This window comes from Streptomyces stelliscabiei, from assembly GCF_014873495.1.
Lineage (GTDB): Bacteria > Actinomycetota > Actinomycetes > Streptomycetales > Streptomycetaceae > Streptomyces > Streptomyces bottropensis.
The window spans coordinates 8,424,759-8,443,552 of record NZ_JADBGF010000001.1; the positions used below are offsets into that span (position 1 = coordinate 8,424,759).

General features: G+C 71.3%; 18 protein-coding genes and 5 pseudogenes. 10 read left to right on the forward strand and 13 right to left on the reverse strand.

Annotation, left to right across the window (positions count from 1 at the left end):
* Positions 1–40 precede the first annotated feature (40 nt).
* Positions 41–499, reverse strand: coding sequence for a DUF2795 domain-containing protein (locus tag H4687_RS37095; RefSeq protein ID WP_046916064.1), 459 nt, complete (start codon positions 497–499; stop codon positions 41–43).
* A 161-nt stretch (positions 500–660) separates the two neighbouring features.
* Here H4687_RS37095 and H4687_RS47665 point away from each other — a divergent pair, with 161 nt between their 5' ends.
* Positions 661–792, forward strand: coding sequence for a hypothetical protein (locus H4687_RS47665; protein WP_264086507.1), 132 nt, complete (start codon positions 661–663; stop codon positions 790–792).
* A gap of 376 nt (positions 793–1,168) precedes the next feature.
* Here H4687_RS47665 and H4687_RS47670 read toward each other — a convergent pair.
* Positions 1,169–1,243 (reverse strand): annotated as a pseudogene (locus H4687_RS47670) (integrase); the annotation flags it as partial.
* A 76-nt stretch (positions 1,244–1,319) separates the two neighbouring features.
* Between H4687_RS47670 and H4687_RS37105 the strand changes: the two are divergent.
* Positions 1,320–1,442: pseudogene (locus H4687_RS37105) on the forward strand (response regulator transcription factor); the annotation flags it as partial.
* 58 nt (positions 1,443–1,500) lie between these two features.
* On the opposite strand, the gene H4687_RS37110 reads toward H4687_RS37105, so the two are convergent.
* From H4687_RS37110 to H4687_RS48540, 4 genes and pseudogenes are all read right to left on the reverse strand, one after another.
* Positions 1,501–2,322 carry a hypothetical protein gene (locus tag H4687_RS37110; protein ID WP_225966939.1) on the reverse strand — a complete coding sequence of 274 codons (822 nt, stop codon included), beginning with the start codon at positions 2,320–2,322 and terminating at the stop codon, positions 1,501–1,503.
* On the reverse strand, positions 2,322–2,861 hold the full coding sequence (locus H4687_RS37115; RefSeq protein WP_046916062.1) for a SigE family RNA polymerase sigma factor: 540 nt from the start codon (positions 2,859–2,861) through the stop codon (positions 2,322–2,324). Before H4687_RS37115 ends, H4687_RS37110 begins: the two co-directional genes overlap by 1 nt.
* A gap of 197 nt (positions 2,862–3,058) precedes the next feature.
* Positions 3,059–3,337 carry an integrase core domain-containing protein gene (locus H4687_RS37120; protein WP_159026169.1) on the reverse strand — a complete coding sequence of 93 codons (279 nt, stop codon included), beginning with the start codon at positions 3,335–3,337 and terminating at the stop codon, positions 3,059–3,061.
* A 19-nt stretch (positions 3,338–3,356) separates the two neighbouring features.
* A pseudogene (locus tag H4687_RS48540) lies at positions 3,357–3,728 on the reverse strand (DDE-type integrase/transposase/recombinase); the annotation flags it as partial.
* On the opposite strand from H4687_RS48540, the gene H4687_RS37130 reads away from it, so the two are divergent.
* Positions 3,655–3,867 carry an L-dopachrome tautomerase-related protein gene (locus H4687_RS37130; protein WP_046916061.1) on the forward strand — a complete coding sequence of 71 codons (213 nt, stop codon included), beginning with the start codon at positions 3,655–3,657 and terminating at the stop codon, positions 3,865–3,867. The pseudogene H4687_RS48540 and the gene H4687_RS37130 overlap by 74 nt on opposite strands.
* 47 nt (positions 3,868–3,914) lie before the next feature.
* On the opposite strand, the gene H4687_RS37135 is transcribed toward H4687_RS37130, so the two are convergent.
* From H4687_RS37135 to H4687_RS37150, 4 genes are all read right to left on the reverse strand, one after another.
* On the reverse strand, positions 3,915–5,363 hold the full coding sequence (locus H4687_RS37135) for an ATP-binding protein (RefSeq protein WP_046916060.1): 1,449 nt from the start codon (positions 5,361–5,363) through the stop codon (positions 3,915–3,917).
* On the reverse strand, positions 5,360–7,036 hold the full coding sequence (locus H4687_RS37140; protein ID WP_046916059.1) for an FAD-dependent oxidoreductase: 1,677 nt from the start codon (positions 7,034–7,036) through the stop codon (positions 5,360–5,362). The genes H4687_RS37135 and H4687_RS37140 overlap by 4 nt, the downstream gene beginning before the upstream one ends.
* Before the next feature lie 29 nt (positions 7,037–7,065).
* The gene (locus H4687_RS37145; protein ID WP_199813415.1) at positions 7,066–7,941 is read right to left on the reverse strand and encodes an alpha/beta fold hydrolase; all 876 of its coding nucleotides are present in this window, start codon (positions 7,939–7,941) and stop codon (positions 7,066–7,068) included.
* Between the two features lie 75 nt (positions 7,942–8,016).
* On the reverse strand, positions 8,017–8,832 hold the full coding sequence (locus tag H4687_RS37150) for an oxidoreductase (RefSeq protein ID WP_046916057.1): 816 nt from the start codon (positions 8,830–8,832) through the stop codon (positions 8,017–8,019).
* 202 nt (positions 8,833–9,034) lie between these two features.
* Here H4687_RS37150 and H4687_RS37155 point away from each other — a divergent pair, with 202 nt between their 5' ends.
* The 3 genes and pseudogenes from H4687_RS37155 to H4687_RS48545 all read left to right on the forward strand — a co-directional run.
* Positions 9,035–9,658, forward strand: a complete 624-nt coding sequence (locus H4687_RS37155; protein WP_046916056.1) for a TetR/AcrR family transcriptional regulator — start codon at positions 9,035–9,037, stop codon at positions 9,656–9,658.
* Positions 9,659–9,836: 178 nt separating this feature from the next.
* Positions 9,837–10,282: pseudogene (locus H4687_RS37160) on the forward strand (ATP-binding protein); the annotation flags it as partial.
* Positions 10,283–10,519: 237 nt separating this feature from the next.
* Positions 10,520–10,840 (forward strand): annotated as a pseudogene (locus H4687_RS48545) (transposase); the annotation flags it as partial.
* Between the two features lie 292 nt (positions 10,841–11,132).
* On the opposite strand, the gene H4687_RS47675 reads toward H4687_RS48545, so the two are convergent.
* Both H4687_RS47675 and H4687_RS37170 read right to left on the reverse strand, forming a co-directional pair.
* Complete coding sequence (locus H4687_RS47675; RefSeq protein ID WP_143685365.1) at positions 11,133–11,321, reverse strand: hypothetical protein; 189 nt, start codon at positions 11,319–11,321, stop codon at positions 11,133–11,135.
* 48 nt (positions 11,322–11,369) lie between these two features.
* Complete coding sequence (locus H4687_RS37170) at positions 11,370–13,187, reverse strand: thiamine pyrophosphate-requiring protein (RefSeq protein ID WP_046920085.1); 1,818 nt, start codon at positions 13,185–13,187, stop codon at positions 11,370–11,372.
* A 232-nt stretch (positions 13,188–13,419) separates the two neighbouring features.
* Between H4687_RS37170 and H4687_RS37175 the strand changes: the two genes are divergently transcribed.
* The 4 genes from H4687_RS37175 to H4687_RS37190 all read left to right on the forward strand — a co-directional run bounded on the left by H4687_RS37175 (position 13,420) and on the right by H4687_RS37190 (position 18,082).
* Positions 13,420–14,208, forward strand: coding sequence for an RNA polymerase sigma factor SigF (locus H4687_RS37175; RefSeq protein WP_046920084.1), 789 nt, complete (start codon positions 13,420–13,422; stop codon positions 14,206–14,208).
* A gap of 392 nt (positions 14,209–14,600) precedes the next feature.
* On the forward strand, positions 14,601–15,296 hold the full coding sequence (locus H4687_RS37180) for a hypothetical protein (protein ID WP_046920083.1): 696 nt from the start codon (positions 14,601–14,603) through the stop codon (positions 15,294–15,296).
* Positions 15,297–15,451: 155 nt separating this feature from the next.
* Positions 15,452–16,669, forward strand: a complete 1,218-nt coding sequence (locus tag H4687_RS37185) for an aminotransferase class I/II-fold pyridoxal phosphate-dependent enzyme (protein ID WP_046920082.1) — start codon at positions 15,452–15,454, stop codon at positions 16,667–16,669.
* 261 nt (positions 16,670–16,930) lie between these two features.
* Positions 16,931–18,082 carry an MBL fold metallo-hydrolase gene (locus H4687_RS37190; protein WP_046920081.1) on the forward strand — a complete coding sequence of 384 codons (1,152 nt, stop codon included), beginning with the start codon at positions 16,931–16,933 and terminating at the stop codon, positions 18,080–18,082.
* Between the two features lie 68 nt (positions 18,083–18,150).
* On the opposite strand, the gene H4687_RS37195 is transcribed toward H4687_RS37190, so the two are convergent.
* Positions 18,151–18,765 carry a DedA family protein gene (locus H4687_RS37195; protein WP_046920080.1) on the reverse strand — a complete coding sequence of 205 codons (615 nt, stop codon included), beginning with the start codon at positions 18,763–18,765 and terminating at the stop codon, positions 18,151–18,153.
* Positions 18,766–18,794 lie beyond the last annotated feature (29 nt).

Genomic DNA, 18,794 nt, shown 5'->3' on the forward strand with positions numbered 1-18,794 from the left:
ACCGGCGTGACCTTGCCCGCAGTACCCGTGCGCGAGGGGCCTATGTGTCCCGCTCGTGTGCGGATTCCGTGCCCTCGGCCGAGGGCCGCGCCGCGCCGCCCCCGGTCTCGTCACCGGTCTCCTCCCCGGCGTCGACCACCGCCTGCGCGAGCCGGTGCGCCGAGTCGTAGCGCGCGTCCCGCGGCAGCCGCTCCAGGGGCTCCACGAGCGCGTCGGGAGCGTGCCGGTCCCGCAGGACCCCGATCAGCTCGGCGGGCCCCGCCGGGAAGGACGTACGGCCCAGGACCCGGGCCAGCTCCAGTTGCAGCGCCGCCACCCGTGTGGGCGCCCGGCTGGGCGTCACCGGCCCGTACGCGACCTCCGGGTCGTCCTCGGCGTAGGGCTCGGGGTCGTTCCACTCCTCCGTCCGGGTGGGATGCCCCGAACGGAGCAACCCCTGGAGTTCCTGCTTCATCTCGTCGTCGCGGTGGGCGCTCAGCCTGTCGCTGCCTCGCTGCATGACTCCCCTTGGATCGTCGGTGGCCCTCGCGTACCCGAACACCCCGGGGCGACACGGACGCATCCCGTCCGGTTCCGCGCGGCGCCCGGGTTTGCCCGTCCGCGCGGCGGAGACCCGGCCCGACGCCCCCCACGACACGTGTCCCGGGAAGGACCGGACCCATGACGGCTGTCGCTGTGATCATTCCGCTGCTCATGCTCGGCGTCGTAATGGCGCTCGGCCGCTACGAGGAGCTGGTGCTGCCACCCGTCGAGCGGGCCGACCGGCCGGAACAGGCCGTGCCGGTCCGCTGATCGGCGACGCGAACGGCGCCCGGTGTCCAGGGCCACCTGGCAGGCCACCGGGCACGGCGCACGGACCGCTCAATCCTCCTTGCCGCTGTCGGACGAAAGGAAAGAGTTCAGTCCCCGTGGCCCTGACCTGGGCACTGAACTCTTCTCTGCATGGAAGGAAGTAGCGACCTGTCAATCCCCTGGTTCCGTAGAGACTTTGGTTATGCGGTCTGATCTTTCTGGCCGTGTCGCTCGCGCGCTTCGGCGATGATTCTTTCGAACTCCTCGGGCGGTAGGCCGCCGGCCGCGCTGTGCCTTCGTCGCGGGTTGTACACCCAGTGATCCATGTGGCGATCCTCAGGCGGGCCTCGGTCCGGGGCGCGAATGGTCGGCGGTGGATGTACTCGACCTTGACCAGCGAGTTGAAACTCTCCGCGGCGGCATTGTCCAGCGCGGACCCCACCCGTCCCATGGACTGCACCACGCCCAGTCGGTCACAGAGCTTGTTGTACGCCTCGGACGTGTACTCCGCGCTGTGGAAGATCGTCGCGGCCAAGCTCCACCTCTCGGAGTCCACGGTCCGCAACCACCTCTCCTCCGCGATCGGCAAGACAGGCACCCGCAACCGGATGGAGGCGATGCGGGAGGCGCGGCAGCAGGGGTGGTTGTGACCCTGCTGCCGCGGCGGGGGTTGTGACCCCTGCCGCCGCCCTGCCCGCATCGCTCACCTCACCCCGTGACCTGCGCCTTCTTGTAGTTCGCTCCGTCCGGCCCCAGGCACACGAACCAGTCCTTCGGGGAGCCGTCCACCTCGCGGATCAGGTTCTTGAAGTCGCCGGCCCCCGCAGGGGCCCGTTCCACCCGGGTCTTCGTGCCGTCGTCCCAGGTGCAGGTGACCTCCTGGACGGTCCGGAAGACCTGGCCGATCACCAGGCGCTGCGGGGCGTCGCTGCCCGGGTCGGTGTCCAACGGCCTCGAGTACGCCTCCATTCTGCGCGTGAACTGGCCGTCCTTACTGACTAGTCTCAGGATCACCGTCGACGACTTGCCCACGGTCAGGTGCACGAAGTGCCAGCTGCTGCCCACCAGTTCCGAGGCCTTCTCCAACGCGACCGGCTCGTCCCCGTACAGGGCCATCTCGGCGAGCTGGGCGCGTGCCTTCGCCGTGGTCTTCGGCGCGGTCCAGACGACGGCGTCGACCTTCCACTTCCTGCCGTGGTCCGTGCCCCTGGCCAAAGTCGTCACCCGCCGTTCAGGACTCTGCTTCACCGTCCCCGCCGAGGGCCGCGCGGCCACCTGCCCCGCCCCGTGCCCGCCGCCCGTGCCTCCCGCCAGCGCCAGCGTCGTCCCCGTGGACCCCGCGATCACCGCCGCGGCCGCCGCGGCCACCGCCCAGCGGCGCGTCTTGCGGCGCCTCCCTCCCCGTACCACCGCCTGATAGGGGGCCGCGCGGACCTCCACCTCGTCCGCCGCGTCCGCCAGCAGGAGGGCGATGTCCGTGTGCGCCTCGTCGTACGTCATGTCGTGGTTCGTCTCCCTGTCCCCGCTCATCACTTCCGCCCTCCGCTCGTGAGTGCCTCGGCCAGTCCCGGCAGGGCGCGGAGCTTCGCGATCCCCCTCGCCGTGTTGCTCTTCACCGTGCCGACGCTGCATCCCATGGCCTCCGCGGCCTGCTCCTCGCTCAGGTCCTCCCAGTACCGCAGGACCACCGCCTCCCGCTGGCGCACGGGCAGTGCGGCGAGCACCGTCAGCAGCGCGCCGCGGTCGTCCGCCCGCGCGATGCGGTCGTCGGCGTCGGGCAGCTCGTGGGTGGGGCCCGAGTAGTCCTTCGGCGCCAGGAACTCCTTGAGGCGTCTGCGGTGCCTGCGGGCGTGCGCGTTGATCATCACGCGCCGTACGTACGCGTCGGGGTCGTCGGCCGCGCCGACCCTGCGCCAGGCCACATAGGCCCGTTCGAGCGTCGACTGGACCAGGTCCTCCGCGGCATGCTGCTCCCCCGTGAGCAGGAAAGCCGTGCGCAGCAACCGTGGCCAGCGGCCGACGACGAAGCTCTGGAACTCCGCGTCCCGAGCCTCTTTCCGATCCAACATGGGCACCTCCTAGATGGTTGAAGGAGTCCATGAGGATCGGATTTCGTTGCACCGCCGCGCGGAGGATTTTTTTCGAGCCTCGGGCCCGGAGATTGTGCGGCAGGCCCGCGCGGCCGTGGCCTCACGCCTGCCGCACCGGCACCTTCCGCGGCAGCCACAGCAGATCAGTCAATCCCCTGGTTCCGTAGAGACTTTGGTTATGCGGTCTGATCTTTCTGGCCGTGTCGCTCGCGCGCTTCGGCGATGATTCTTTCGAACTCCTCGGGCGGTAGGCCGCGGGCCGCGCTGTGCCTTCGTCGCGGGTTGTAGAACCCAGTGATCCATGTGGCGATCCTCAGGCGGGCCTCGGTCCGGGGCGCGAATGGTCGGCGGTGGATGTACTCGACCTTGACCAGCGAGTTGAAACTCTCCGCGGCGGCATTGTCCAGCGCGGACCCCCACCCGTCCCATGGACTGCACCACGCCCAGTCGGTCACAGAGCTTGTTGTACGCCTCGGACGTGTACTCCGCGCCGCGGTCGCTGTGGAAGATCGTCCCATCCAGGCTGCCGCCACGTGTCACGGCCGCCATCTTCAACGACGCCCCGACCAGGGCCGCGTCGTGATGCTCGCCCATCGCGTAGCCGAGACAGCGCCGCGAGAACGCGTCGATGACCGTCGCCAAGTAGATCTTGCCCTCGCCGGTCTCGATCTCGGTCATGTCGCCGTACCACAGCAGATCCGGAGCGACAGCGTCGAACCGACGACGCACCAGGTCAGGGGCGGCTTTCCGCTTGCCCTGCCGGGTCAGTGACTTGCGCTTCGACCTGCGGCGCGGCGCCGAGGGCATGGCGTTCATCACCGACTCAGGCGGCTCGAACGGCATCATCGTGGTCGACCTCGCCACGGGCCGCTCCTGGCGGCGGCTGGCCGGGCATCCCTCAGTGCTCCCCGACGAGCAGTTCCTTCCCGTCATCGAGGGCGAACCCCTCATGATCCGCCCCGCGGACGGCGAACCCACCTATTAGACCGTCTCCGACGGCATCGCTCTCAGCGCCGACGGCCAGCGCCTCTACTACTCAGTATCGGGCTCGGTGGCGGTGAGGGGGAGCAGCACCTGGAAGCGGGTGTCGCCGGGTACGGACTCGACTTTCAGGTCACCGTGGTGCTTGTTGACGACGATCCGCCAGGAGATGTCGAGCCCCAGCCCGGTGCCCTCGCCCACCGGTTTGGTGGTGAAGAACGGGTCGAAGATCCGGCCGCGGATCTCGGCGGGCACTCCCGGGCCCGTGTCGCGGAACTCCACCAGCAGCCGGTCGTGCACCAGAGCGGTGCGTACGGTCAACGTCCCTTCGCCGCCCGCGCTGTTGATGGCGGAGACCGCGTTGTCGATCAGGTTGGTCCACACCTGGTTCAGTTCGGCGGGGTAGGCCGGGATCCTCGGCAGCGAACGGTCGTACTCCTTGACGACCTTGACGAGTGAGCCCATCTTCCCCGACAGCATCAGCAGGGTGCTGTCGAGGAGTTCGTGCACGTCGGCCACCTGGTAGGGGGCGCGGTCCAGCTGCGAGTACTGCTTGGCGGCGTCGACGAGGTGTGAGATGCGGGTGGTGGAGTCCTCGATCTCGGACATCAACAGCTCGGTCTCTACCGTGTAGTTGAGACACTCGATGGCACTCTGCAGGATCTCCTGCTCGTCGACGGCCACCGCGATCTGCTCCAGCCAGTCGACGTCGAGACCGCCCTGCACGAAGGTCGGCGCGATCTGCCAGCCGTTCTGGACGCCGTGGTCGTCGAGCCAGTCGGCGAGGTCGTCCTCCCGGTCGGACGCTTCGAGCGGGCTCAGTGCCGGCGCCTTGGAGACCCGCTCGGCCGTACGCTCCTGGAGGTCGACCAGGGTCTTCAGGGCGTCGCCGTGGTAGGGGTCCGAGGCGATGACGGCGAGCTTGTTGCGCATGTGCGCGACCCGGTCCCTGAGCGAGGAGGTGGCCCGTACGGCGGCCGCGGCCGGGTTGTTGAGCTCATGGGTGAGACCCGCGGACAACGAGCCCAGCGCCAGCAGCCGTTCGCGCTGCCCGACGGCCCGCTGAAAGGTCTGCGAACCGAGGAAGAGCCCCTCCAGGAGATGGACCGCCATCGGAAACCACTCGTGCATGAAGTTCGCGAACGATTCGGCGGGCAGGACGAAGAACCGCGTCGGCTCCGGCACCCGCACCGAGTTCATGTACCGCTGCGGTTTCCCGTCCCCGACGTACGCCCGCACGGCCCCCGCGTACACCCCTGGCTGGGACGTGCGGCTCACCTCGATGTCGTCGCCGCCCACCCGGCGCGACATGACGACCGCGCCCTCGATCATCACGTAGAAGCAGGTGGCCGGGTCACCTTCGGTGAACACCGGCCCGGGGTCGAACAGTTCGACCCGTCCCTCGCTGCACAGCCTGTCGATCTGCTCGGCGCTGAGCTTCTCGAAGAGGAACAGCGAGCTGATCTCCGCCGGGCTGCACGGCATCGGCCGCCCGCTCATGACTGCTCCAGATAGCGGTGGACGAGCATCACGGCCATGGCTCCCTCTCCGACGGCGGACGCGACCCGCTTGGCGGACTCCGCGCGGGCGTCCCCGGCGACGAACACGCCGGGGATGTTGGTCTCCAGGTGGTACGGCGGCCGGTCCAGTTCCCAGTCGGCCGGTGGCCGCCCGTCGGCGGTCAGATCGGGCCCGGCGAGGATGAACCCGCGCTCGTCCCGCGACACCGTGCCCTCCAGCCAGTCGGTCAGCGGGGCCGCGCCGATGAACACGAACAGCCACTGCGCGTCGACCAGTTCGGTCTGCCCGCTCGTCGTGTCGCGCAGCGTCAGCTGTTCCAGGTCGTTGTCGCCGTGCGCGGTCTCGACGACCGTGTGGGCCCGCACCGAGATGTTCGGCGCCTCGGCGATCTGCTGGATCAGGTAGTGCGACATCGACGCGGTGAGGTCCGCTCCGCGCACCAGCAGGGTGACCGACTTGGCGCCCCTGGACAGGTACATCGCCGCCTGCCCGGCCGAGTTGGCGCCGCCGACGATGTACACGTCGTGGCCCTGGCAGGCGGCGGCCTCGGTGAGCGCGGACCCGTAGAACACCCCGCGGCCCGCCAACTCATCGGCACCCGGCGCCTCCAGCCGCCGGTACGACACACCGGTCGCCAGGATCACGCTGTGCGCCGCGATCGCCGACCCGTCCGCGAACCGCACGAGCCGCGCCGCCCCGTTGCTCTCCAGACCGGTCACCTCCCGCGCGGAGAGGATCTCGGCGCCGAACTTCGTGGCCTGGCGTCGCGCCCGGTCGGTGAGCTGGCCACCGGACACCCCGTCCGGGAAGCCCAGATAGTTCTCGATCCGCGAACTCTGCCCGGCCTGCCCGCCGGTCGCCGACCGCTCCACCAGCACCGTCCGCAGCCCCTCCGAGGCCCCGTACACGGCCGCGCCGAGACCGGCCGGCCCGCCGCCGATGACGACCAGGTCGTAGAAGTCCGCCGTGGGTGTCGTCGCCAGCCCCACGCGCGCGGCCAGGTCGGGCACCTCCGGCTCGACGAGCGCCGTACCGTCCGCCGTGATCACCACTGGCAGCCGCTGCCCGTCCTGACCGCAGGCGGCGAGCAGCCGCTGGCCCTCGGGCTCGTCCGTGGAGTACCAGCGGTACGGCACCTGGTTGCGGGCCAGGAACTCCCGTACGTCCGACGAGCGGGCCGACCACCGGTGACCGACGACCTTGGTGCTCGGCACCGGCCGGAAGTCACTGCATCGCCACGCCTCCAGCAGGTCGTCGAGGACCGGGTAGAGCTTCTCCTCCGGCGGGTCCCAGGGCTTGAGGAGGTAGTGGTCGAGGTCGACGACGTTGATCGCGTCGATCGCCGCGTTCGAGTCCGCATACGCGGTCAGCAGCACGCGCCGGGCGCCCGGATAGACGTCCAGGGCCTGTTCGAGGAACTCGATGCCGTTCATCTGCGGCATCCGGTAGTCGGCCAGGATCACCGCCACCAGATCACCGCGCAGCTTCAGCTCCCGCAGCGCGTCCAGCGCGGACTCCCCGGACTCCGCGCGCACGATCCGGTACGACTCGCCGTACCGCCGCCGCAGGTCACGGGCGATGGCCCGGGACACCCCGGGATCGTCGTCCACGGTCATGATGACGGTCCGCGCAGCGTCCGGGGCCTGTGCCATACGTCCCCCACTCCGAGTGATGTGATCCGCTACTTGGCCCATGCCGCGATCCGTTCCGCGATCGCCCCGGGGGCCTCGATGTGCAGGAAATGACCGACGTCGGGGACGACCTCCCTCGCGTGCGGGGCGGCGAACCGATGTCGGTCGTCGACCTTCGGGGGGAGGAAGCAGCCGTCGTCGGCACCGTAAAGCTGCAGCAGGGGCACCGCGATCGGCTGAGACAGGCGGCGCGTCGCCCCCATCATGCCGGGTCGCAGCATCGCCCGGTAGTACTTCAGAGGCGCGGGCATGCTCGCCCGCAGGTGCTCGTGCAGCTCCGCCTGCAGAGCTGGATCGAGCGAGAGGCTGGGCGACCACTGACGCCAGAGGCGGTCGATGAAGGCGAGATCGCGGGCGGTGGCCACCCAGCCGCTTCCCGGCAGTTGAAAGAGCCCCATGTACCAGATCCGGCGTAGCTGAGCGAGACGCGGCCGGCTCAGGAACGTGATGGGGTGGGGGACTGCGAGCGTGACCGCGCGTTCGATCCGCTCCGGCGCGGTGACGACGGCATCGTAGGTGATCAGGGCGCCCCAGTCGTGTCCGACCAACTCCACGGCTCGCCCCGGAGACCAGCGGTCGATCAGCGCGAGCACGTCGCCGGTGAGGGATGCGAAGTCGAACGGCCCCGCGGTCGGGGAGGGCGCGTAACCGCGAAGCCAGGGTGCGAGGACGTGACGTCCGCGGCGGCCGAGCTCGGCGAGGAAGGGCTTCGCGGTCGGTGGATGGTCCGGGAAGCCGTGCAGGACGAGCGTCGGTTGACCATCGGGATCACCACCCTGCAGCGCGTGAAAGGTGCCGTGTGGCAGGTCGAAGGTGACGTGTTCGAATTCCACGGGTGTCAGCCATTTCCAGGAGCGGTCGGACAAGAGAGGCTGATGCCGGCTTCAGTGTCTCTGGTTTTGGACATGTGCGTCTTTTCGGGCGCCGGGTGTAGTGCGGGGTCAGCCGGCCAGTCGGTTGAGCTTGCGGATCTGGCTGTCGAAGGCGCGCGAGGGCACGATCCGGCGCAGGAGGCTGACGCGTGCGGCCATCGGGCCGGCGGTGTACCGGAGCTTGGGCTTGGAATCGGTGGCGGCCGCGACGATCACCTTCGCGACAACGGCCGGGGCGTCGGCGTTGCGCACGGCCGTGGCCAGCACGTCTCGGGAGACCTCCCGCTGTGCGGCGTAGATCGGCAGGGGCGAGTCGGGTGCCATGCTGCTCGCCTCGAAACTCGTGCTTGTGTAGGCCGGCTCGACCAGCAGCATCCGGACGCCGTACTCGCGAAGCTCGTGGTCGACGGACTCGGCGTAGCCCTCGACCGCATGCTTGGTGGCGGCGTAGACGGCCATGAAAGGGGCTGGGATCAGACCCAGTACCGAGGAGACGTTGACCACGCGGCCACGGCGCTGGGCGCGCATGTGGGGCAGCACCGCGTTGGTCATCCGCATCAGACCGAAGACGTTGATGTCGAAGACCTCCATGGCCTGGTCGATGGAGCTCTCCTCGCCGGCGCCGACCGCGCCCACGCCTGCGTTGTTGACCAGGACGTCGATCCGGCCGAACCGATCGATCACCTCCCCGACCAGGGAGCGGACCGACTCGTCGCTGGCCACGTCGAGATCGAGGAACGTCACCCCGGCGAGCGGCTTGGCGTCCGCCGCGTTGCGGCTCGTGCCGACCACCGCGAAGCCGGCGCCCACGAGGGCGAGCGCCGCCGCCCGCCCGATCCCGGAGGAGGCACCCGTCACGAGGGCCACTGGGGAAGCTGTCTGCATGGTGGTTCCTTCGGTTGTGGGCATGTCTTCGTCGTGCCCTGTGTGGGGTCGCCTGTGCTCAGGTCGACACGGTCGCACCGGCCTGCAAGCCCGGACCAAGCCTGTCCGGTGAGCCCAGGATGGTTGTGTACTGAACAGTCAGGAACCTAGATGGTTCTGTACTGACTTGTCAATAAGGGCGGGACGGCTTTACCTTCTATGTATGGCGAGACCACGAAGCTTCGACCCCGACCACGTCCTGCATGCCGCCGAGCGGCAGTTCCGCACCTCGGGCTACAACGGCACGAGCGTCGACGACATCAGCACCGCCACCGGCCTGGGCCGCGGCAGCCTCTACGCCGCGTTCGACGGCAAACACGGCGTGCTGCTGCAGGCCATGGCCGGCTACTTCGCCCGGCTGGGGCAGGGTCCGCGGAAGATGCTCGCCGGACCGGACGAGGGCGCCCTGGAACGACTGCACGCCTACTTGCTCCGCGCCGTCCACGGGGTGCCACTCGCCCCCGACGTACCCCCCGCCCCCGACCGGACGGCGGCGGCCTGCTTCGCCGCCAAAATGGCCCTGGAGATCGGCGCCTCCGACCCCGAGGTACAACGCCTGGCCCACGACTGCTTCTCCGTAGTCCGGACGGCGGTGGCCGAGTGTGTGCGAGCGGCCCAGCGCAACGGCGACATCGACCCCGATGCCGATCCCGACGACCTCGCGTACCTTCTGCTGACCATCATCCGCGGGACCGATGTCGTAGGCGCGTACGGCCACAGCCCCGACCGCCTGACCTCGATCGCGGAGAGCGCGTTCGCCCTGCTGCCTCGCCCGCGCCACCCCTGAGAAGGGCACGGCCGGCCTCGTTGCACAGGCACCTGATGCGGCCGGCCCACTTCGACGCCGCGGAGACACGGCCCGAAGGTTTACACGCCGCCGTGACCTCGTGTGTTGGCGCGTGCCGTGGTGTTCCGAGGATATGCGGGGTGGGCACTGCTCGGCGCTTCGGACGTGAGGCGGTTCCATGGATGCTGCTGCCCAAAATGAGGGCCAGGATCCGCTTGCCGACCGTCTGATCAGGGCCGGTTCCGCGTTCGAGGGCAGCGGGGAGATCGCCGAGGCCCGTGGCATGGCCCGCGACTTCCTCACCACGGTGCAGGCCGTGCACGGGCTGCCGGTGTCGGAGCGGGCGATGAGCAGGTGCAGCTGGTCGTCAGCGAGCTGGTCACCAACGCGCGGATACGCGCCCGGCCCGTGCCTGCTGGACCTGGAGATCATCGAGGGCGCCGTCCAGATCAGCGTGTGGGACAGCAGCACCACGCTGCCGTCCATCCAGGCGGCCGACCCGGAACGGGTCGGGCAGCACGGCCTGGAGTCGCCATGGCCGTGTCCCAGACGTTCTGTGTCCAGCGGGAACCGGTGGGCAAGCGGATCACCGCGGCCATCGAGCCGGCCGACGACCCCGGTGGACCCGGCCGGACGGCAGCCCTCCTGACCCGCGCCCGGCCAGCGTGGCACCTCCTGGAGGACCGGCTCAGCCGCCGTGCGTCTGTGATAGCAGCCTGGGGAAGCGGCCAACGTCGTGACCGCCTCGGGCGTCAGGTCGCGCTGGCAGGGAGGCTCCGGACGGAGCTGCGCTGGGTGCTGTTGTCGGTGCGCCGGTGCAGCTCGGTGCGGCGATGGCAGCAAGAAGGTGCGTGGGAGCGGATGTTGACGGCGCTGCGCGAGCGCGAGCGGGTGCAACTCGGCCGTGATCCCACGCCCAGCGCGGCCATCGTGGACGGTCAGAGCGTCCGAGCCAGTGAGCGCGGTGGCCTGCACGGGGACGACGGCGGCGAGAAGGTCAGCGGCATCAAACGCCACCTGCGCGTCGATACCCGCGGCACGGTCCTGGTGGCCTGTGTGGGCCCGGCGAGCGTCGGCGATCGCGCCGGCGCCGTGGTGCTGTTCTCCCGGGCTGGCGATGCCTTTTCGCGTCTGCGGCACGTGTGGACGGACCAGGGATACCGCGGCGCCGACTTCCACGCCTGGGCCCAGGAGGCCACCGGCATCACCGTGGAGGTCGTACAGGGCCGCGACGGAGGATTCCGCTCGACCTGGACTCGGGTGGGGGCACCGCCTCCGGCAGTGCCCCTCTTCTCGGTGGTCCCGCGGTGTTGGGGGGGTAGAGCGGACGTTCGCCTGGCTGGGACGGTGCCGTCGCCTGTCGAAGGACTATGGACTACGAGTACCTGCGCATGTGTTCGGAGAACGCCATCTACCTCGCTATGGCCATGCTCCTCGTGCGACGCCTCGCGAGATCGGCCCACTGACAGGCTTCTCAGACGCCCTCTAGCGGGAAGAACTTGGCTCGTCCGCCGGTCCGCGCTCCCATGCCCTGGTAGCCGGCATCCGCGAGGATCTCCAGGAACGGGCCCTCGGCCAGGAGCTGGGCCAGTCCCAGATGTCTCGCGTGGGTGATGGCGGCGCAACTGCCCGGCCTACGTAGGTACGGTACTGAACAGTTCACCGCGCTACTGAACTGGCCACTGAACTGTTTCGTGCGCAACTGAACTCTTCAGTGCCGTTCAACACCGCCCCTGTCCTTCGCCTGGTTGCCGGGCAGGAACTCCTGCAGCTTCGCCTTGAAGCCCTGCTTGACCATGGACGCCCGGTCGGCGTCGCCCTTGAGGATCGAGGCGGCCGTGGCCTCCATCTGCTCCCAGGTGGCGTGCGGCGGGATCGGCGGCACCGCGGGGTCGGTGACGAACTCGACGACCGCCGGGCCGTCCGCCGCCAGGGCCGCGCGCCAGCCCGCCTCGACGTCCTCGGGCTTCTCCACCCGGATGCCGGTCAGCCCCAGGGAACGCGCGAAGGCGGCGTACTGGACGTCCGGCAGCTCCTGCGAGGGCAGGAAGGACGGCTCCCCGCCCATCGCCCGCAGTTCCCACGTCACCTGGTTCAGGTCGTGGTTGTTCCAGACGCCGACCACCAGCCGCGGATCCTCCCAGCGGTCCTGGTACTTGGCCGCCGTGATCAGCTCCGCCATGCCGTTCATCTGCATCGCGCCGTCTCCGACCAGGGCGATCGCCGGACGGTCCGGGTGCGCGAACTTCGCGCCGATCGCGTACGGCACCCCGCAGCCCATCGTCGCCAGCGTGCCCGACAGCGAACCGCGCATGCCGTCCCGCATCGTGATGTGCCGGGCGTACCAGTTCGCGGTCGAACCGGAGTCCGAGGAGATGATCGCGTCGGCCGGCAGCAGCGCGTCGAGGGCATGGGCCACCAGCTCCGGGTTGATGGGGTCGGCGGACAGCTGCGCCCGGCGCGCCGTCACCTCGCGCCAGCGCGCCACGCCCGCGCACACCTCGTCGTACCACTCGCGACCGCGCTCCGGATCGATCAGCGGGATCAGCTGCTCCAGCGTCGCCTTCGCGTCCCCGATCAGGTTCACCTCGTACGGGTAGCGCATCCCGACCATGTGGGGGTCGATGTCGATCTGCACGGCCCGCGCCTTGCCGAAGTCCGGCAGGAACTGGGAGTACGGGAACGACGAGCCGATGGTCAGCAGCGTGTCGCAGTCGCGCATCAGCTCGTACGAGGGGCGGGTGCCCAGCAGACCGATCGAGCCGGTGACGTACGGCAGTTCGTCGCTCAGCGCGTCCTTGCCGAGGAGCGCCTTGGCGACGCCCGCGCCGAGCAGTTCGGCGATCCGCGCGACCTCGGCGCGGGCCCCGGCGGCGCCCTGCCCGACGAGGATCGCGACCTTGTCCCCGGCGTTCAGGATCTCGGCGGCCCGCTCGACCGACTCCCTGGAGGGCACCGCCGTCCAGGAACCGCGATCCAGGCTGGAGGGGACCATCTTGAACTCGTGGGTGGGCGGCGAGTACTCCAGTTCCTGCACGTCACCGGGGATGATGACGGCCGTCGGCGCGCGGCGGGAGTACGCGGTGCGGATCGCCCGGTCGAGCACGTTCGGCAGCTGCTCGGGCACGGTCACCGTCTCGACGAAGTCCGAGGCCACGTCCTTGAACAGGGTGTGCAGGTCGACCTCCTGCTGGTACGAGCCGCCCATCGCGCTGCGGTGCGTCTGGCCGACGATCGCGACCACCGGCACATGGTCCAGTTTGGCGTCGTACAGGCCGTTGAGCAGGTGGATCGCGCCGGGGCCCGAGGTCGCCGCGCACACGCCGAGCCGACCGGAGAACTTCGCGTAGCCGACCGCCTGGAAGGCGGACATCTCCTCGTGCCGCGACTGGATGAACCGGGGCCGGTCCTCGGCCCGCCCCCAGGCCGCGAGCAGCCCGTTGATGCCGTCGCCCGGGTAGCCGAATATCTGTTCGACTCCCCATTCGCTCAGCCTGCGCAAGATGTGATCGGCGACCGTGGTGCTCATACTGGAACCTCCCGGAGTGTGAACTCCCGAGCGAGTCACCCGCCGGCGGAATGAAAAACTTCGAATGTGTTTGCTCGACATGATCCGGGGCAGGCGCATAACAGTGCTTCGGACAGGAGGCACGTCCGTGGAAGAGGCGATTCCCCTCACGGGTGTGTCATTCCTGTCACGTCCGCGCCCCCCACGGTGACCGTCCATCCCAGAAGCACCATCCAGGGAGTTGCGACGCACCATGCGTACCCAGGCGAAGCCCCACCCCCACGACGACGCACCCGACACGGCGGAAGCCTTCCGCACCCTTGCCGCGCTTCCTCCCGGTCAGCAGCGGGACACGCTGCGCGACCGGATCATCGAGGCGTGGCTCCCCATGGCCGAACGGCTCGCGGGACGGTTCCGCAGCCGCGGCGAGAGCTACGAGGACCTCCGGCAGGTCGCGTCGCTCGGCCTGGTCAAGGCCGTCGACCGCTACGACCCCGAACTCGGCAACGCCTTCGAGAGCTATGCCGTACCCACCATCACCGGTGAGATCAAGCGGCACTTCCGGGACCACATGTGGACCCTGCACGTGCCGCGCCGGGTCCAGGACCTGCGCAACCGCGTGCGGTTCGCGACCCAGGACCTGTCCCAGACGATCTCCGGACGACGGCCCACCGTCGCCGAGATCGCCCAGCACGCGAACATGAGCGAGGAGGACGTCCAGGTCGGACTCGAAGCCCTGGAGAGCTTCACGGCGCTGTCGCTGGACGCGGAGCTGCCGGGGAGCGAGGACGGCTACTCCCTCAGTGACGCGCTGGGGGCCGCCGACCCCGCGCTGGACACCGTGGTGGACAGGGAGGCCGTGAAGCCGCGGCTGGCCGCGCTGCCGGAGCGGGAGCGGGCCATCCTGTACATGCGGTTCTTCGGGGACATGACGCAGAGCCGGATCGCCGAACAGCTGGGGATCTCGCAGATGCATGTGTCCCGGTTGATCAGCCGGTGCTGCGACCGGCTGCGGGACCAGGTGATGCATGACATCGCCTGACGCGGCGGGACGTGGGGGCGTGCGTGGGCGGTCGGCCGATTCGCGGCCGGCCGCCCACGTGGTGCGCCCACGCGGAGCGTGCGGCGCGGCGGGGGAGCCGCAGGGCGGCGGAGCGGCCTCGCGCGGCCGCGGTGGAGCGGCCCTGCCCGGGTGACGTGCCCGGCCGCGCGGGCGCGGCCGGCTCCCCGGCGGGCCGGCGCTCCGACACGGAGCCGGCGCACCGGCGGCGCACCGCGGCCGGACCCCGGCGGAGCGCGGCGTCACCCACTCGGCGGCCCCATGTCCCGCGAATGGTGCCCGGCCGCGCGCGCCGCGCCGGGCCCGGCGCTCTGATGGAGCGGGGCACGGCGGTCGTGCCCCGTCCGCCGGAGCCGGCCGAAGGAGCCCCACCCATGCGCCGCAGAGCCCGCGTCCTGTCCGCCACCGCCCTGATCGGTGCCGTCCTGGGCCTCGCCGCCCCACCCTCCTTCGCGGATCCGGCGGCCGAGGTGAACCCGCACTCCGTCGAACCGGGCGGCACGCTCACGTTCTCCGTCTCCTGCGACCCGACCGGCGGCCCCGCCCCCGAGACCATCGACGCCAGCTCCCAGGCCTTCGAACAGGGCACCGTCACGCTGCAGCGCCTCCCCGGCAACGACGACTCCGCGGGCGGCCCCTCCTACCAGGGCACCGCCAAGATCGCGCCGGCCGCGGACTTCGAGACCGGTGCCGACGCGGCGAACTCCGCCACCGAGTGGGGTGTGGACGGCCTCTGCCCGGCGGCCCCGGGCGGCGAGGGCAAGCAGTGGAGCGCCACCTTCGACGTCGCTCCGGCCGGCGACGCCCCGCTGTACGACATCGAGCGGTACCCCAGTCATCCGCCGACGCACCAGCCGACGAAGGACCCGACACAGCTGCCGTCCCACCGGCCCACCCACTCCACCGGCCACCCGACCGCCCCCGTCCAGCGGGGCGTCCACGCGGGCGGCGGCGGTGCCTTCACCGACTCCGTCCCGGCCATGGTCGCGGGAGGCCTCCTCATCGTGGGGGCCCTGGGCGCGGCCGCCCACCGACTGCGCCGCCGGGAGCGGGGGGCGCCGCCGTTGTGACCGGCGCAACGCGTGCGGGCGCCCTTGGAGCGCGCGAGCCTGGGTACTGACACGCCGAGGGCGCGTACGGCGCCGCCCCCGGCACGACGGCGAGCACTTGCGGCATGACGGCGAGCACTCGCGGCACGACGCACCACGACTGCGCGGAGGCACCCATGCGGGGGACGGATCCGGAAGGGCACGGCCCGGTCCGCTACGGCCCGCCCCTTCCCGCCCAGGGTCTGCCCGTGCTGCCCGAACTGGCCGCCGTGCTCTCCGCCGCCGCGAGCCGCCCCCACGCCGTACCGCCCGGCGGCGATCCGGCCCTCCTGGACGCCGCCTGCGGCTACTGGGACCGCCGTGGACTGCGCACCACACCGGACAGGGCCGCCGCCGCCCCCGGGGCCCCCGCCCTGCTGCTCGCGCTGACCGCCGCGATCGGCGGGGACGTCCTGCTCCCCCGCCCGTGCGCCGCCTGGTGGGAGCCGCAGGCACGGGCGCTGGGCAGGTCCGTCTTCCCGGTGGCCACACCCGCCGAGTGCGGAGGCGTGCCGGACCCGTACGCGCTGCTGGAGACCGTGCGCAGGATCCGGGCCGAGGGCGGCGACCCCCGGCTGCTCGTGCTGTGCGTCGCCGACGACCCGACCGCCACCGTGGCCCCGCCCGAACTGGTGCACGAGGCCATGGAGGCGGCGGTGGGGGAGGGGCTGCACCTGGTCAGCGACGAGACCTGGCGCGACACGGTGCACGATCCGCACGACACGGTGCTGCTCAGCCCCGCCGAGATGCTGCCCGACCGGGTCACCGTCGTCACCGACCTCGCCGGACCCTTCCTGCCGCCGGGCTGGCCGGCCGCGATCGCCCGGTTCCCCGCGAACGGGGAGGGCGCGGGGCTGCGCGACCGGGTCCTGGACGTACTCACCGCGATGGGTGCCCGGGTCGCCACCCCGGTCGCCGCGGCCGCCGCGTACGCCCTCGACGAGCCGGACCCCGTCACCGAACGACTCGCCGCCGCCGTACGCCTGCACGCCCGCCTCGCCACCGCCGCGCACCGGGCCGTGGTGGCCGCCGGCGCGCTCGCCCTGCCGCCGCGCGCCGGACGGCATCTGTACGCCGACCTCGCGCCCCTGCGCTCGTCGCTCGCCGCGCACGGGGTCGGTGACGCCCAGGAGGCGGAGGACTTCCTCGGCGCCCGGCTCGGGATGCCCGCGCCCGGCGGCCACCGGTTCGGCGACGACCTCGGGGAACTGCGCGTCCGGCTGTCCACCGCCGCGTTCCTCGGCGCGACGGACGCGGAGCGCGCGCAGGTCCTCGACGCGGCCGACCCGCTGGAACTACCGCACGTGGACAGCGCGTTGACACTCTTCGGAGCGGCTTTCGAGGGTCTGCGATGACGAGGAACGGGGGGCGTGCGCGCTCCGGCGGCCGGCCGTCGAGGACCTTGCCCCACGACCCCTGACGACGATCCCGGCGATGCGGACAGCCTCGGCGACGTGGGCGACCACGGCGGCTCGTGGCCCCCGGCGTCGCCGCCGGCCACCGCGATGCCGGCATCGCCGGGCCCCGCACCGCCCTTTGACGACCTCCACCCACCCCTAGCGACCTTCAGCGACGACGATTCTTCGTGACGACGCTCAGTGACGGGAGCATCCTCGATGACGCAGCGGTCCGAGTCGACCACCTCCGCCACGACCTCCTCCTCCTCCGCCGCCTCCTCCTCCACGACCTTCACGACCACCGCCGAGGACACCGGTGGTCCGGGGTCCAGGGGCCTTTTCGAGCGGACCTTCACCCGCCCGCTCACGCCGCACCCGCTCACGCCGCACCCCCTGGCACCTCCGCCGCTCGCCGAGCCCCGCCCGCTCGGTGAGCGGCGACGCTGGCCCCGTTCCTTCGCCGACCGGCTGACCACGCCCCTGCCCGGCCTGAAGGCCCTCGCCCGGTTCGCCCGCGAGGGCTCGGTCCGGCCGGGGCCCGACGGGCTCGCGGACATCCCGCGACTGCCGTACCGGCCCGGCCCGTTGCCCCGGGTGGACGCGCGTACCGTCGCCGTCTCCTGGGCGGGGCACGCGAGTTGGGTGGTGCGGATCGGCGGGCTCACCGTCCTCACCGACCCCGTCTGGTCCCGTCGCATTCTCGGCACCCCGGCCCGGATCACCCCCGTCGGCCTCGGCTGGGACGCGCTGCCCCGGGTGGACGCGGTCGTCATCAGCCACAACCACTACGACCACCTCGACGCCCCCACCCTGGCGCGACTTCCGCGCGACACACCGGTCTTCGTGCCCGCCGGGCTCGGCCGCTGGTTCCGGCGGCGCGGGTTCGTCCGGGTCACCGAGCTGGACTGGTGGGAGGCGGCCGAACTGGACGGCGTCCGCTTCGACTTCGTACCGGCCCACCACTGGTCCAAGCGCACCCTCACCGACACCTGCCGCTCGCTGTGGGGCGGCTGGGTCCTCACCGCGCCGGACGGCAGGCGTCTGTACTTCGCCGGCGACACCGGTTACGGCCACTGGTTCTCCCTCATCGGCCGTCGTCATCCCGGCATCGACCTCGCCCTGCTGCCGATCGGCGCCTACGACCCCCGCTGGTGGCTCAGCGACGTCCACTGCGACCCGGAGGAGGCGGTCCGCGCCTTCCAGGACCTCGGCGCCCGTCGCATGGCCCCCATGCACTGGGCGACCTTCGTCCTGTCGGCGGAACCGGTCCTGGAACCCCTCACGCGGGTGCGGGCGGCATGGCGGGCGGCGGGCCTGCCCCGGGAGGACCTGTGGGACCTGCCGATCGGAGCCTCCCGGGTGCTCGGCTGACCCGGCCGGGGCACCCCCGCGCTCCCGGAGGGGTGAGGCCCCCTCCGGGAGCGCGGGGAACCGCGGTCTCAGCGGACCAGCCGCCGCCACACTCCCGGCACCACGCTGAGCAGCAGGGTCAGCACCACCGCCGCCAGCACCCCTTCCCACGGCTCCTTGAACAGCGACCCGCCCAGAACGCCGATCAACTGGTACGTCACGGCCCACGCCAGGCACGCCGGCAGGTTCCCCCGCGCGAACCGCCGCAGCGGCATCTTCGCCAGCAGACAGGCCAGCATCACCGGGATGCGGCCGGCCGGCATCAACCGGGACAGCACCAGCACGGCCACCCCGTGGTCGTCGAGCTTCGCCTGCGCCTGCGTCAGCCGGTCCTCGGGTGCCCGGCGGCGGATCGCCTCCAGCCAGCGCGAGCCGTTCTTGGAGCCCATCCCGCGCCGCCCCAGCCAGTACAGGGCGATGTCCCCGAGGAACGCGGCGACCGACGCGACCACGAACACCAGCAGCATGGAGAAGGGCGCCGACTGATGGAACGCCACCACCGCCGCCGAACTGACCAGCGCCCCGGTCGGCACCACCGGCACCAGCGCTCCGACCAGCACCAGCAGGAACAGCGTCGGGTAGCCGATCGCCTGCTGGGTGGAGGCGTACGGCACCGTGGTGCTCACGGCGGCCAGGAAGATCACCGTATCTCCTCCACGCACCGTGCGGCCCG

Excerpts from the sequence above, each read along its gene's own strand:
- H4687_RS37115 (WP_046916062.1), bottom strand. The coding sequence starts at position 2,861 with ATGTTGGATCGGAAAGAGGCTCGGGACGCGGAGTTCCAGAGCTTCGTC.
- H4687_RS37155 (WP_046916056.1), top strand. The coding sequence starts at position 9,035 with ATGGCGAGACCACGAAGCTTCGACCCCGACCACGTCCTGCATGCCGCC.
- H4687_RS37095 (WP_046916064.1), bottom strand. The coding sequence starts at position 499 with ATGCAGCGAGGCAGCGACAGGCTGAGCGCCCACCGCGACGACGAGATG.
- H4687_RS37170 (WP_046920085.1), bottom strand. The coding sequence starts at position 13,187 with ATGAGCACCACGGTCGCCGATCACATCTTGCGCAGGCTGAGCGAATGG.
- H4687_RS37135 (WP_046916060.1), bottom strand. The coding sequence starts at position 5,363 with ATGAGCGGGCGGCCGATGCCGTGCAGCCCGGCGGAGATCAGCTCGCTG.
- H4687_RS37110 (WP_225966939.1), bottom strand. The coding sequence starts at position 2,322 with ATGAGCGGGGACAGGGAGACGAACCACGACATGACGTACGACGAGGCG.
- H4687_RS37190 (WP_046920081.1), top strand. The coding sequence starts at position 16,931 with ATGACGCAGCGGTCCGAGTCGACCACCTCCGCCACGACCTCCTCCTCC.
- H4687_RS37180 (WP_046920083.1), top strand. The coding sequence starts at position 14,601 with ATGCGCCGCAGAGCCCGCGTCCTGTCCGCCACCGCCCTGATCGGTGCC.
- H4687_RS37175 (WP_046920084.1), top strand. The coding sequence starts at position 13,420 with ATGCGTACCCAGGCGAAGCCCCACCCCCACGACGACGCACCCGACACG.
- H4687_RS37150 (WP_046916057.1), bottom strand. The coding sequence starts at position 8,832 with ATGCAGACAGCTTCCCCAGTGGCCCTCGTGACGGGTGCCTCCTCCGGG.
- H4687_RS37140 (WP_046916059.1), bottom strand. The coding sequence starts at position 7,036 with ATGGCACAGGCCCCGGACGCTGCGCGGACCGTCATCATGACCGTGGAC.
- H4687_RS37185 (WP_046920082.1), top strand. The coding sequence starts at position 15,452 with ATGCGGGGGACGGATCCGGAAGGGCACGGCCCGGTCCGCTACGGCCCG.
- H4687_RS47665 (WP_264086507.1), top strand. The coding sequence starts at position 661 with ATGACGGCTGTCGCTGTGATCATTCCGCTGCTCATGCTCGGCGTCGTA.